Below are 13631 nucleotides of genomic sequence, written 5' to 3'. Positions count from 1 at the left end.
CTGCTCGCCCGGGCCTGCGGGAGCAGGCCTGAGCCGCGGGGCCGGGTCAGACGGCGAGGGCCTTCCAGCGGCCGCGCGCGAAGGCGACGGCGAGCAGGGCGCTGCGGCAGATCCAGTCGGCGGTGCTGCCCATCCAGACACCTACGAGCCCGTGGCCGAGGGTCACCGCGAACAGCCACGTGCCGCCGAGCCGGACGAGCAGCGAGCAGACGAGCGTCACGGCGAGCACGGTCCGGGTGTCGCCGGCGCCGCGGAGCCCCATCCCCATGACGGTGGCGAACGCCATGAACGGCTGCGCCACGGCGGCCATGCGGAGCGCCCGCTCGCCCACGGCGAGGAGCTCGGGGTCGCCGGAGAACGCGAGCAGGAGCGGGCGCGGGGCGAGCGCGAACAGGACGCCGAACGCGGAGAGGGCGAGGATGGCCATGAGGGCCGCGACGAGCCCGACCCGCGCGGCGTCGCGGGGGCTGCGCGCGCCGAGGCGCTGCGCCATGAGCGCGCCCGCGGCGATGCCGAACCCTTCGGCAGAGAGGAAGCACACCGACTCGATGGCGATGAGCGCCTGGTTGGCGGCCATCGCGGTGGCGCCGAGCAGCCCGATGATGGCGACGAACCCCATGTAGCCGGCGTGGTAGACGGATCGCTCGGCGAACGCCGGCAGCGCGACGCGCAGGACCCGCGCGAGCGCCGGGGCGCTCGCCTGCGGCGCGGCGCCGGTGCCGGGGGCGGCGGCGTCGGTCGGCGCGGGCGCCGCGGCGCCCGGAGCGGACCGGAGGGGCAGCGGGCTCGAGCGCGACAGCAGCGCCGCGGTCAGCAGCAGCGCCTCGGTGGCCATCGTGCACGCCACGCCCACGGCCGCGCCGCGCACGCCGAGCGCGGGCAGCCCGAGGTGGCCGAAGATCAGGACCGCGCTCACCGCCACGTTGACGAGGTTGCCGATCGTGGCCACGGCGAGCGGCGTCCTCGTGTCGCCGACGCCCTGCAGCGCGGCCGCCGCGACGGCCTCGACGAACGCGAGCGGCAGCGCCGGCAGCACGATCCCGAGGTACGCGGCCGCCTGCTCGACGACCGCCGCGCCGGCGTTCGGGAACAGCGCGCGGAGCAGCGGGCCGCAGGCGGCGAGCAGCGGCAGCGCGACCGCCGCCCCGAGCGCGAGCGCGAAGACCAGCGACGCGCGCGTCGCTTCCGCGGCGGCGGCGCGGTCGCCGGCGCCCACGCTGCGCGCGACCACGGCGAGCGTGCCGGCGGAGGTCGCGCTGAAGACCGAGACGATGGTCCACGTCAGCGTCCCGCAGATCTGCATCGAGGCGAGCGCGGTCGTGGAGTAGCGCCCGACCATGCCGCGGCCGACGAGGAAGACCAGCGTCAGCAGCAGCATGTGCGCGATCGCGGGCCAGGCGAGCCGCCACACCTGCCGCGCCAGCGCCGCGCCTCCATGTTCGCTCTTCACGAGTAGTCGGATCCTCCGGGCTCAGCGGCGCCCCGCCGCCCCGGGTGATACCACCTGCCGACGTACGCTCCGCCAGGAGAGGGAGCGAGGTCGACGACGGCCGTCGCGCCGCGCCGGGCGGCCTGAGCTGCGCGCGGCGACCGGAGCGCCGTGACCGGCGACCTGAGCTGCGCACGGCGATCGGGGCGGCCTCGGCGCGCCGCTCCGCGGCGCCCCGCGCCGCGCGCGAGGCGGACGGCGCGCGCGCCAGAAACCATTTTGTTGCAAATGCAATTCTGTTTCATTATTCGAGACGGCGCCAGATCGAGAGAGGACCTAGACGTGACGCGAAAGCTCCCTGTGACCGTGCTGTCCGGCTTCCTTGGCGCCGGCAAGACCACGCTGCTCAACCACGTCCTCGCGAACCGCGACGCGCTGCGCGTCGCGGTGATCGTCAACGACATGAGCGAGGTCAACGTCGACGCCGCGCTCGTGCGGGGCGGGGGCGCGGCGCTCTCCCGCGTCGAGGAGAAGCTCGTCGAGATGTCGAACGGCTGCATCTGCTGCACGCTCCGGGAGGACCTCCTGGTCGAGGTGGCCCGCCTGGCGGCGGAGGGGCGCTTCGACTACCTGCTGATCGAGTCGACGGGCATCTCCGAGCCGCTGCCGGTCGCCGAGACGTTCACCTTCGCCGACCCTGCGACGGGCGAGAGCCTCTCCGAGGTCGCCCGGCTCGACACGCTCGTCACCGTCGTCGACGCGCAGCGGTTCCTCGCGGACTGGACGAGCGCCGACGACCTGCGCGCGCGCGAGGCCGCGCTCGACGGCGACGACGAGCGCACGGTCGCGGATCTGCTCGTCGAGCAGGTCGAGTTCGCGAACGTGCTCGTGCTCAACAAGACGGATCTCGTGAGCGAGGACGAGGTCGAGCGGCTCACGGCGATGCTCCTGCACCTGAACCCCGGCGCCCGCATCCTCAAGACCCGCCGCGGTCGGGTCGATCCTCGCGAGATCCTCGGCACGGGGCGCTTCGATTTCGAGGAGGCGGCGCGCTCGCCCGGCTGGATGCGGGAGCTGCGCGGAGAGCACGTGCCCGAGACCGAGGAGTACGGGATCGAGAGCTTCGTCTACCGCGCAGCGCGCCCGATGCACCCGGAGCGGCTCTGGGCCTTCATCCACGGCGCGGCCGCCTGGGATGGAGTGCTCCGCTCGAAGGGGTTCTTCTGGCTCGCGACCCGCATGGACGTCACGGGGGCCTGGTCGCAGGCGGGGGGCGCCGCCTCGTTCGAAGCGGCGGGCCGCTGGATCGCGTCGTTGCCCGAGGAGCAGCGGCCGGAGGACGACGAGGGGAGCGCCGCGTGGCACCCGGTCTGGGGCGACCGGCGGCAGGAGATCGTCTTTATCGGCGTCGACATGGATCGAGCCGAGCTCACCCGCGGCCTCGACGCCTGCTTGCTGACGGCGGAGGAGATGGCCGCGGGGCCCTCCGGCTGGAGCCGCATCGAGGATCCATTCCCCGCGTGGCAGGGAGAGAGCGCTCCGGAGAGCGAGAGCGAGGCAGGACCGGCGCCGCTCCTGCTGTCCTGAGGCGATCCATCCCTGTCGAGCTCGCGGCGCCCGAGGCGACCGTGGGCTCGCTGCGGATAGACCTCGATCCCGAAATGGCACAATCGGGTCGTCCACGGAATCGAGTAAGGGATTGTCCTGGCCTCGTGCAGAAACCACGGACTCTTCCCTGCCAAGCAAATCGCTCGGCCTCCACGCGGCGCGCCGGCGATCACGTTGAAGCTCGGCGGGCATTCTTCGGTCGAGGGGGAAAGGAGTCGCACCCCGGAGGCGCCTGCGCACCAAACGATATTTGCTCTGCGCTTCAGGCCTTGACTTGGGGCTGTCCGGCGCGAAATCTCATCCGGCCACTCGTGGAGCGGCGAGCAAGAAGCCTGCGTTTGCGCCGGCGAACAACGCCGTTCACCGAAAGGAAACAGGAGGTCCCCGATGCGCTACGAAAAGCCTGAGTTCGTCGAGATCAAGATGGACGCGGAGATCGGCTCGTACCAGAGCGACTTCGACCCTGTTCCGATCAATTTCGCGCGCCCGGCGCCGGCGGAGCGGGAGGGCGCCTCGGTCGAGGCGGAATAAGGGCCTCCGAGCGAGCACCGGAATGCGCCTCTGCGTCCTGGGTTCGTCCGCCGGCGGCGGCCTCCCGCAATGGAACTGCGCCTGCCCGAACTGCGTCGAGGCGCGCCGCGGCTCGGCGCGCATCCGCCCTCGCACCCAGGACGCGCTCGCGCTCGAGGTGAGCGAGGGCAGCTGGTTCCTCGTCAACGCCTCCCCCGACGTCCACCGGCAGATCGAGGCCTTTCCACCGCTGCAGCCGCGGGCCGGCAGGGCCTCGCCCATCGCGGGGGTCATCCTCACGAACGGCGATCTCGACCATACGCTGGGGCTCTTCTCCCTGCGCGAGAACACGCCGCTCGTGATTTACGCCACCGAGGCCGTCTACCGCGGCCTCACCGAGGGCAACACCATCTTCCGCACGCTCCAGCGCTTCCCCGGGCAGACCACGTGGCGGCGCCTCGAGCTCGACAAGCCCGCGGAGCTCACCGGGCTGGACGGCGCGAAGACCGGGGTGACGGTGGTCCCGGTCGCGCTGCCGGGCAAGGTGCCGAAGCACCTCGAGGGCCTCGCCCCGCCGTCTCCCGAGGACAACATCGGCCTCTGGGTCCGCGACGCGACGAGCGGCCGCCTCGCCGCCATTGCGACGGCCGTCGGGGCTGTCGGCGACTACGTGCCGCGCCTCGACGGCGCGGACGTCTGCTTCTTCGACGGCACCTTCTGGTCGAGCGACGAGCTCGTGCGCCTCGGGCTCGGCAAGGCCCGCGCGGAGGATATGGCGCACCTGCCCATCGGCGGCGACGGCGGGAGCCTGAGGCTGCTCGCGGGCGTCGCCGCGCGGCGGAAGATCTACACGCACATCAACAACACCAACCCGATCCTCGTCGAGGGCTCGCCCGAGCGGCGCGCCGTGGAGGAGGCGGGCTGGGAGGTGGCCGCGGACGGCCTTGTGATCGACCTATGAACGACGAGCCGCTCTCCCGGGAGGCGTTCGTCGCGCGGCTGCGCGACGAGGGCGCCCGGCGCTATCACGACAACCACAGGTTCCACCAGCGAATGCACCGCGGCGAGCTCTCGCGCCGCGAGATCCAGGGCTGGGTGCTCAACCGTTACTATTACCAGACGCGGATCCCCATCAAGGACGCGCTCATCCTCGCGAAGAGCGAGGATCCGGCGTTCCGGCGGCTCTGGATCCACCGCATCGTCGATCACGACGGCGCGCGCGAGGGCGAGGGCGGCCTCGCGCTGTGGCTGCGGCTCGCGGACGGCGTGGGGCTCGACCGCGCCGAGGTCGCGGGCCTGACCAGGGTGCTGCCCGCGGTGCGCTTCGCCTGCGACGCGTACGTGACGCTGGTGCGCGAGCGCAGCCTGCTCGAGGCGGTGGCCTCGTCGCTCACCGAGTTCTTCGCGCCGGATCTCATGTCCCGGCGCATCGTCGCCTGGGAGCAGCACTATCCCTGGGTCGACCAGGCCACGCTCGATTACTTCCGCGGGCGGGTGACGCGCGCCAGGGCCGACTCCACCGAGGCGATCGATTACGTGACGGCGCGCGCGACGACGCGCGCCGCCCAGGAGGCGTGCATCGCCGCGCTCATCACGAAGTGCGACATCCTCTGGTCGATGCTCGACGCCATCGCGGCGGCCTACGGGCCCGAGGCGTGACGCGGAGATGCCCCTCGCGCCCGGCGATCGGCTCCTCCTCGCGAGCAAGGCGCGGCTCGTGCGCGATCGCGCCTCGGGCCGCGAGATCCTGCTCTATCCGGAGCGCGGCCTCGCGCTGAACCCGGTGGCCGCGGCGGTCGCCGCGCGCCTCGACGGCGCCCGCACGGTGGCCGAGATCGCCGCCGAGATCGCGGCCTCCTTCGCCTCCACGCCGCCGGACGCGGTGGAGCGCGACGTGATCGCCTTCCTGGAGGAGCTCGCCGCGCGCGGCCTGCTCGAGGAGCGACGCGCGGCCGTCGCCGTCGGGGACGCCGCCGCGCGCGGCGCGCCGGCCACGCAAGGCCCCGCGTCCGCCCTCGAGGGCGGCGCCGCGGCGGACGCCGCGTCGCACCGCCCCTACACGCTGATCGCGGAGCTCACCTACCGCTGCCCGCTGCGCTGCCCGTACTGCTCGAACCCGATGGAGCTCGAGGGCGCCGCCGGGGAGCTCTCGACGGAGACGTGGTGCCGCGTCTTCGACGAGGCCGCCGCGCTCGGGGTGATGCAGCTCCACCTCACGGGCGGCGAGCCGCTCGCCCGGCGCGATCTCGAGGCGCTCGTCCGCGCGGCGCGCGGCGCCGGGCTGTACACGAACCTCATCACCTCCGGGGTCCCGCTCGCGCGCGAGCGCCTCGCGGCGCTGCGGGCGGCGGGGCTCGACAACGTGCAGCTCAGCGTCCAGGACGCCGACCCCGAGCGCGCCGACCGGATCGCCGGCTACGCGGCGTTCGACCACAAGCTCGCGGTGGCCGCGTGGGTCAAGGCCGAGGGCCTGCCGCTCACGGTCAACGTCGTGCTGCACCGGGAGAACATCGACCATGTCCCGGCGATCGTCGCGCTCGCCGAGCGGCTCGGGGCCGACCGGCTCGAGCTCGCCAACACGCAGTACCTCGGCTGGGCGCTCGCGAACCGCGACGCGCTCCTGCCCACGAGGGATCAGCTCGAGCGCGCGTTCGCCATCGCCTCGGAGGCGCGCGAGCGGCTGCTCGGCCGGATGGAGATGGTCTTCGTCACGCCGGACTACTACGCCGCCTTGCCGCGGGCCTGCATGGATGGTTGGGCGCGCCGTTACCTGCACATCGCGCCGGACGGCCTGGTGCTGCCGTGCCATGCGGCGCACACGATCCCGGGGCTGCGCTTCGAGAGCGTGCGCGATCGGCCGCTCGCCTGGATCTGGCGCGAGGCGCCGAGCATGAACCGCTTCCGCGGCGACGCGTGGATGGCGGAGCCCTGCCGCGGCTGCGACCGCCGCGAGGCCGATTTCGGGGGCTGCCGCTGCCAGGCCTACCACCTCACCGGCGACGCCGCCGCGACGGACCCGGCCTGCTCGCTCTCGCCGGCGCACGGGATCGTCGAGGAGGCCCGGCTCCGCGCCGCCTCGTCGCGGGCGGCTCAGCCTCGCTATCTCCACCGCGGCGCGCCCCGTTGAGCTCCCCCGCGACCAGGCCCTACGCCGTGCTCGGCGTGGTCGCCGTCGGCACCTGGATGTCCGCGCTCGGCAGCAGCCTCATCAACGTCGCGGTGCCGCTCGTCCGCCGCGATCTCGGGGTCGACATCGGCGCCGCGAGCTGGGTGCTCGCCGCCTACTCGCTCTCGGTGAGCGCGCTGCTCCTGCCGTTCGGCCGCCTCGGCGATCGTCACGGCAAGGGGCGCGTGTACGCCGCGGGGTTCGGCGTCTTCGGCGTGGGCTCGGCGCTCTCCGCGCTCGCGCCCACGCTCGCGTCGCTCGTCGCGGCGCGCGCCCTCCAGGGCGCGGGCGCGGCCATGCTGATGGCGAACGGCCCGGCGCTCACCACCGCCGCGTTCCCCCCCGCGCAGCGCGGCCGCGCGCTCGGCTTGCAAGCGACGGCGACGTACCTCGGCCTGTCGCTGGGGCCGTCGATCGGCGGCTGGCTCGCGCAGCGCGCCGGCTGGCACGCCGCCTTCTGGATCAACCTGCCCATCGCCGCTCTGGGAGGGCTCCTCGCCCGGTCGCTCGTCTGGGGTGGATCGGCCAGCGCGACGCCGGGGATCGCCCGCGGCGCGGACCCGGGCGCGTCGGCGGCGGCCACCGATGCAGCGTCGGCTCCGCCTGCGCGGGGCGCGCCGCTCGGCGCGCGCGCGCGGCCGTTTCCGTGGGCGAGCGCGCTCCTCTTCGGTCCGGCGATCACCGCGCTCCTCGTCGCCGTCACGCGCGGCCAGCGCTGGGGCTTTCAGAGCCCCAGGGTCATCGGCCTCCTCGCCCTCGGCGCGGTCCTCGCCGCGGCGTTCGTACGGGCGGAGCGGCGCAGCCCTGCGCCGCTGATCTCGGGCGCGCTGCTCATGCAGCCGGCGCTCGGGCGCGGGCTCGTCGCCGCGTTTCTCCAGTACGCGGCGGTGTACATGATGCTGTTCTTGCTGCCGTTCTACTTGCAGGGCCGGCTCGCGATGAGCGCGGCGGACGCGGGCCTGGTGATGACGGTGCAGCCGGCGGTGATGGCGGTGCTCACCGCGACGAGCGGCTGGCTCTCGGACCGCATCGGCACGCGCGCGCCGGCCGTCGCGGGCATGGCGGCGCTGGCGCTCGGCCTCGCGAGCGTGGCCATGCTCGGCCCCCGGCCCGAGCGCGCGGGCCTGCTCGCCGCGCTCGCGCTGGTGGGGGTCGGCTCCGGATTGTTCACCTCGCCGAACAATAGCCGCATCATGGGCGCGGCGCCGCGCGATCAACAGGGCACCGCCGCGGGCCTGCTCGCCGAGGCGCGCAACGTGGGGATGCTCTGCGGCGTGGCGGCCTCCGGGGCGATGTTCGCGGCGCTCGGCGGCGGGCAGCCGATCGAGGCGGCGGGGGGCGGCGCGCTCGGCGCGGCGTTCCAGGGGACGATGCTCGCCGCGTCGGCCCTCGCGGCCCTGGGGGCGGGTGTGAGCGCGGCGCGGACGACCCCGGGGAGCGCGCACCCGGGCGCGGGCGGCGGGCGCGGCTCGGCCGTGGTTCGAGGCGAGGCAGGCGGCCCCGTCCCCGGATAAACGCACATTCCGACGTTTCTCCCGGCCGACTTCGAGGAGCGCCTCTGGGCCGCCGCAGACCAGCGCTGGGCCGACGCGGCGCTCCAGCCGTCGAATGCGCGACGCCGGTCTTTGCGCTGATTACCCACCACAGATGACGTCCCTCGCATGGCGCCGCTCTCTCGCGAGCGAGCGGCCAAACCCTACGGGCGAGGTGGCCACAAAAGTTCGAGCTCACCGAATCCCCTCGCCGACCGCGCCTCGCCCTCAAGGCCCTGAGATCGAAGGCTTTCTCTTTGATCCAGCGGGGAAGATAGCTATACTTCCTCTCACACAACCTTCATCGTGACCCCATGAAAATTCAATTCTCAAGCTTCGCCGCGGCAGCGATCGTCGCCATCCTGTCACCTCTTTCAGGCTGCTCCGATGCGCCGGAGGATCCTGACGACACCAGCACCAGCAGCTCGGCAGCCGGAAGCACGACGGCAGCCTCGAGCGGGTCCGGGACCGGCGGCTCGGACTCGAGCGGGCAGGGCTCGGGGAGCGTTACCAGCAGCGCGAGCACTGGAGGCACCGGTGGTGGCGACCCAGGGGTCGCGCCGACGTTCGAGACGGTGAAGTTCGTGATTGAAAACGCTTCTTGTTTTGGGGCGGGTTGCCACAACGACGAGATGAACCCCCTGAACTTGAAGGTCGACGCAGAGCTGCGCACGAGGCTGACCACGCACGTGTCCAAGAACTGCGGTAATATCCCGGTCGTCAATCCCGGCAAGCCGGAAGAGAGCGCTCTCATCAAGATCCTCGAGGGGCCGTGCGGCGAAACGATGCGGATGCCCCTCGGGTGCGTCAACGATGGGGACGCCAACTGCGTACCGCCCAGCTACATCGAAGCGCTCTCGCAGTGGATCGCCGACGGCGCGCTGGAGTAGCAGGGCTTGGCGCGTAGCCGCCGACGGGTCGCGGCGCCCCACGGGCGCAGGTTCGCCGTGCGGCTTGGGATGACCTACTCCTTTACAAGCGCGGCTGCCGGGTATGCGGCGTGCTCGGGTCCGGGCGTGTCCACGGTGTTCGTCTCGAAATTCCAGCTGCCACCCGGCGGAATCTGGACTGTGCCGCTGCCGATCGCCACGCCGAGCGGACGCCCGACGCGATTGACGGAAAAGACCGTGGCGGACGGCTCGCTCACCGCCACGTCGAGCCCGTTGAAGAACGTGCCCGTGTACGCCGTCCCGGCGCCACGAGTTACGGCCTTCACTTGGCTGATGGTGAGACCCTCGATCGGAACGACGTCGAGGGCGAAGTAAGGGCACCGGTAGACGACGTATCCTACATTTTCGATCGCGATGTCCGAGGGCAAGTCCGTCACCGCGGCCATGGTCACGTCGCCTGGACCCACGCACGCGGCGATCGCGCCCGAGCCATCCGTGAGCCGATAGAAATGCTGGGTGAGCAACCCGTTGATCCCGACCGCCAGGGACCGCTGGGTCCTGTCGTAGAGCTCAACCGAAACGGCGGCGCTGCAGGCCGGGGTATCCCCGTCGTTCCTCAAGGCGGCGTAGAGCTCGGTGTTGGTCGGTCCTTTGCGAAGCGTCAGCGCGATCACGTTGAGCACACCGTTTCCGCCGGGGAGCGCCATGACCGTGAGGTCTTCCGGAACGATGAGCGCGTCGTCTCCGATCTCCCCGCCCGCCCCGGCGCCGTCGCTCGCTCCGCTCGAGCAGGCCAGGGGGAGGACCACAGCAGCAGGGATGAGGAGACGCTTCGCCAACATGACCATGAGAAGAGGTCCTCGGCCTATCGCTGTCCGCCATCGTCGTCCAGCGCGGGGCCGCGAAGTGAGGAACATCATGAAGAGCGGCAGTTTCGCCGCGCCCGCGGTGACCGGCGACGCACAAACGCAAAGACCTCTTCGGTAAGAAGAGGTCTTTGCACTCGAGCTCGTCCGGGTGTTCAGGGCGTCGCCCCGAGCACGATCAGGCCTTGAGCTCCGCGAACCCGCCCGGATTGTGGATCGAGGCTTCGCGCGCGCCCTTGCCGCCGATGAAGTCCTCCGTCTTGTCGGAATAGCCGAAGTGGGTCACCTCCGCGGAGCCACCCTTCGCAGGGAAGCCGTCCGCGCCCGCCTTCACGCCGAGGGCGTTCATGATGTTGCAGAAGTATTTGTTGATCGGCGCGTTGCCGATCTTCGGATCGGTCCCGGTGCCTTGATTGACGCCGTTGACCTGGCCGGTGCCGTTGGCGCACTGCGACATGCTGTTGCCGGCCGACGGGGTCGACGCGGGGTCGACGTTGATGATCTGACCGGTCTTGAAGTAGCCGCCGGCGCTGCCCGCCTGAATGATGGGGGCGTTGTTGAGGTTGTGCGCGTTGCCGTCCGACATCTCGTTGAACCAGATGGCGGCGACGCTGTCGAGGACCGTCCCGCTCCCCGAGGGGATGCTGTCGAGCATCTTGACGAGGTTCGCGAACTTCTGCGCGTAGTAGGCGTCGACCTTCAGGAGCATCTCGATGGCGTTGGGCAGGCAGCTGCCTGTCATGCCCGCGTTGTCGAGGCGGTGCGAGAGGGAGTGCGACTCCATCGTGATGCCGAGCCCCTTGAAATTGTAATTTCCCGGATACTTCATGAAAATTACGGGGTTGGCGTTGCAGGCGGCCGCGAGCGCCGCGATGGCCGAATAGATGTCCGCGCCGTCCAGATCGCCGGCGACCTTGGTCGTGAGGACGTCGGTCCCGAAGCCGCCCGACGCCGCCTTGGAGGCGTTCGCCGATGTCGCGCCGAGCATCTCGCCGAGCTCCGCGTTGCACTGCGCGGAGACCATCACGTTTCCGGTCGAGTTGACGAGCTCCTTCCAGGCAGCGAGCTTCTGCTTGTCGGCGCTGCTCATGTCGAACCGCTCGAGCGTCTGTAGATCGTCCTTCACGAGATCGAGGACGCTCTTGCCGCGGACCGCCGCGTAGCTGTCCGGAGACATCGGCTCCCCCGACTGGAAGAGGCCCGTGAGGCTGCTGAAGGCCTGCGACGCGTTGAGGCCGCTGAAGAGGGTCTCGGAGGCTTTGTAGGAGATCGCCGACTGAGCGCCGTCATTCTGACCGGCCGTGTTCAAGAGCAACGGCGTGCCTTGCGGGCTGAGCTGCTGGGCGATGACGTGATCCAGCGACGGACCGACGGCCTTCGCGTTGAACTTCGTCGCCTGGTTGAAGCTGAACGGGTCGTTGCTGTTGGGCGTGACCGGCTGACAGGTGAAGAACGACCCCACGATCTGCGTGTGGGAGTCGTTCCCCTGTCCACGCGTCATGTTGGCGGTCCACTCGTTCATCGAGCGGATGCCGCGCGGCATGAGGAGCTTCTTCGCGTAGGGAGCGAGGGCCGCGAGGCTCGTCGGCTCGAGGTCAGCAGCCGTGAGCTCGCCCTGCGTCTTCGTGGGGAACCACTTGTTCGTGATGACCCCGTAGTGCGTGAACATCACGATGAGCGCCTTCCCAGGCGCAGGGGTGTCGCCCCTCGCGGTGCGTTCCCACACAGAGCTGAGGAAGGGCGCAGCCAAGGCTGCTCCGCCCATGCCACGGAGGAAGATTCTGCGGTTCAGTTTCGTGCTCATGGTCAACATTCCTCAGCTTTCACTGCGTTTCACGGATTCGCACGCGGAACGAATCCGCTTGAGTGAGATCGGCCATCAGATCGAGAACGCTGTAGCCGCTCTCCGACAACTTGAGCTCGATATTATCGACGACGCACTTGTCCTTCCCGTTCGGGAGCCGCCCAAAGGCATAGGAGACCCACGCCTGAGCGTAGAGCTGCTTGGCCTTCTGAACCTGAGCGATCTCCTGCATGAGCTCGAACGGAGAGGTGATCTCCTTCACGTTGCCGTCGCCGAAGTCGATGGTGTTCGTCGTCACGCTCGCGTCGATGACGCCGCCGCGAGGATCCATCGTCTGCATCTTCCCGATGCCGTCGAAGCCCTCCATCACGAAGCCTGGCGGGTTGACGACCGCGTGGCAGCCCTTGCAGCTCTCGGGCTTCGTCAGAGCCTCGACGTACGCGCGTTGCGTGTCGAATTTGCCGTCGACGGTCAACATGGTGGCGCCGGGGAGGGGCGGGCCCGGGTTCACGCCGAGGAGGTACGTCGCGATGAACGCGCCTCGCAGGATCGGGCTCGTGGCGTCGTAGCTCGAGTAGGAGCTCAAGAACCCGACGCGCGTCAGGAAGCCCGGCCGCTCGTTGGCGTCCAGCTCCACCTTGGTCAGCTCGGTGCCGTACGCCGCAGGATCGAGCCCGTAGATCTCCGCATTGTCCTTGTTGACGAAGGCGACATTGCTGAGGAGGACGTCCTTGAACGAGCCGCCCGAGAACGCCACCTCTTCGAAGAAGGCGTCGAGCTCGGCCTGCCAGCTGGGCTTGGCGGCCGGATCGTACAACGGGTACGTCTCGGTGTTGTGATCCCCCTTCCACCAGTGGGCGAGATCGTTGTCCATCTGCGCCCAGTTCCGGTGGAACGCTGAGACGAGCGGCCCGGTCTTCTCGCGCACGGCGATCATCCGCTGCGCCTGGGCCAGGATCTGCTCTTTGGTCTGGAGCTCGTCGTTGTCGGCCGCCGCGCTCAGCGCGTCGTCCGGAGCGGAGCCCCAGAGCAAGTACGAGAGCCTCGTCGCCACTTCGTAGCTGGAGAGCTGGATGCCCTCACCCGACGAAGCCGGAGTGGTCGTCAGCTCGGGGAGCATGAGGAACGAGGGCGACACGAGGAAAGCGAGCAACGTTGTCTCGGCGACCTCGTCGGGCGTTCCTGCCGGCGTCGTCTGGCCCAGCTTCTCGAACCGCGCCACCTCCTCGGGGGTCAGCGGGCGACGGAACGCCTTGCGGCCGAAGGTCTGGATGGTCTGCGTCAAGCAGCCGCTCGCCGCAGGATCGCAGCTGATGAACTTGGACTTGTTCGGCCCAGCCATCACGTCTTTGGCGATCGCCGCGGCAACATCCTGATAGATGCGCCACGCGTCAGGGGTCATCGGGCCGTCGAAATCGCCGACGAGCAGCTCGGACGGCGGCTTCCCTTCGGCGCCCACGCGGGTGACGCCGAGGAGGTCCCGCACCGTGTTGTCGTACTGCCGGTTCAGCAGGCGGGGGAGCTGGCTCGTCGCCGGGAGGCCGGGGATGCAGACATCCGGGGGCCCATTGTCGATGCCGCCCCCCGTGCCGGTCGAACCGCTACCGCCGGTGGGGTTGTCGTCGTCGCCACCATTATCCGCAATGTTCCCTGTGCAGGAAGCGAGGAAGGCTGTTGAGGTCAAAAAAATTGTCGTACCGATGTACGATAGTTGACGCAACGTTCGCATAGCCCAATATTCCCCTGTCGCGCCGAAGTGATCACCGGAGCGGATCGGAAACCGTGGATGAGCCCGAAGCTCTCCGGTGACGAGCTCACCGGCCTCT

The 13631-nt window shown here is 70.4% G+C and carries 11 protein-coding genes and 1 pseudogene; 8 read left to right on the top strand and 4 right to left on the bottom strand.

Annotation, left to right across the window (positions count from 1 at the left end; all coding sequences use genetic code 11):
- Positions 1-46: 46 nt before the first annotated feature.
- Positions 47-1450: an MATE family efflux transporter gene (locus WME98_RS18805; protein WP_437952525.1), complete on the bottom strand. Its 1404-nt coding sequence runs from the start codon at positions 1448-1450 to the stop codon at positions 47-49.
- 321 nt (positions 1451-1771) lie between these two features.
- Between WME98_RS18805 and zigA the strand changes: the two genes are divergently transcribed.
- The 8 genes and pseudogenes from zigA to WME98_RS18765 all read left to right on the top strand — a co-directional run bounded on the left by zigA (position 1772) and on the right by WME98_RS18765 (position 9135).
- Positions 1772-3016, top strand: coding sequence for a zinc metallochaperone GTPase ZigA (zigA, locus tag WME98_RS18800; RefSeq protein WP_437952524.1), 1245 nt, complete (start codon positions 1772-1774; stop codon positions 3014-3016).
- 408 nt (positions 3017-3424) lie between these two features.
- A complete protein-coding gene (locus tag WME98_RS18795; RefSeq protein WP_437334459.1) occupies positions 3425-3568 on the top strand; it encodes a hypothetical protein in 144 nt (47 codons plus the stop codon).
- 22 nt (positions 3569-3590) lie between these two features.
- Complete coding sequence (gene pqqB, locus WME98_RS18790) at positions 3591-4508, top strand: pyrroloquinoline quinone biosynthesis protein PqqB (protein WP_437952523.1); 918 nt, start codon at positions 3591-3593, stop codon at positions 4506-4508.
- A complete protein-coding gene (gene pqqC / locus WME98_RS18785) occupies positions 4505-5206 on the top strand; it encodes a pyrroloquinoline-quinone synthase PqqC (protein ID WP_437952522.1) in 702 nt (233 codons plus the stop codon). The genes pqqB and pqqC overlap by 4 nt, the downstream gene beginning before the upstream one ends.
- A 7-nt stretch (positions 5207-5213) precedes the next feature.
- Positions 5214-5426 (top strand): annotated as a pseudogene (gene pqqD, locus WME98_RS18780) (pyrroloquinoline quinone biosynthesis peptide chaperone PqqD); the annotation flags it as partial.
- 183 nt (positions 5427-5609) lie between these two features.
- Complete coding sequence (gene pqqE, locus WME98_RS18775; RefSeq protein WP_437954004.1) at positions 5610-6674, top strand: pyrroloquinoline quinone biosynthesis protein PqqE; 1065 nt, start codon at positions 5610-5612, stop codon at positions 6672-6674.
- Positions 6671-8227 carry an MFS transporter gene (locus tag WME98_RS18770; protein ID WP_437952521.1) on the top strand — a complete coding sequence of 519 codons (1557 nt, stop codon included), beginning with the start codon at positions 6671-6673 and terminating at the stop codon, positions 8225-8227. The genes pqqE and WME98_RS18770 overlap by 4 nt, the downstream gene beginning before the upstream one ends.
- A 332-nt stretch (positions 8228-8559) precedes the next feature.
- Complete coding sequence (locus WME98_RS18765) at positions 8560-9135, top strand: hypothetical protein (protein ID WP_437952520.1); 576 nt, start codon at positions 8560-8562, stop codon at positions 9133-9135.
- 74 nt (positions 9136-9209) lie between these two features.
- On the opposite strand, the gene WME98_RS18760 is transcribed toward WME98_RS18765, so the two are convergent.
- The 3 genes from WME98_RS18760 to WME98_RS18750 form a co-directional block, all read right to left on the bottom strand.
- Positions 9210-9977: a hypothetical protein gene (locus tag WME98_RS18760; RefSeq protein WP_437952519.1), complete on the bottom strand. Its 768-nt coding sequence runs from the start codon at positions 9975-9977 to the stop codon at positions 9210-9212.
- Positions 9978-10179: 202 nt separating this feature from the next.
- Positions 10180-11670 (bottom strand): DUF1552 domain-containing protein, encoded by a 1491-nt coding sequence (locus tag WME98_RS18755; protein WP_437339579.1) that lies wholly within the window; start codon positions 11668-11670, stop codon positions 10180-10182.
- A 154-nt stretch (positions 11671-11824) separates the two neighbouring features.
- Entirely contained in the window at positions 11825-13489 is a 1665-nt protein-coding gene (locus tag WME98_RS18750; RefSeq protein ID WP_437952518.1) for a DUF1592 domain-containing protein, read from the bottom strand.
- Positions 13490-13631 lie beyond the last annotated feature (142 nt).

Origin of the sequence: Sorangium sp. So ce296 (assembly GCF_051529605.1) — a bacterium.
Lineage (GTDB): Bacteria > Myxococcota_A > Polyangia > Polyangiales > Polyangiaceae > Sorangium > Sorangium cellulosum_D.
The sequence above is the reverse complement of the archived record's forward strand: the minus strand, read 5'-3'. Positions and strand labels throughout refer to the sequence as shown.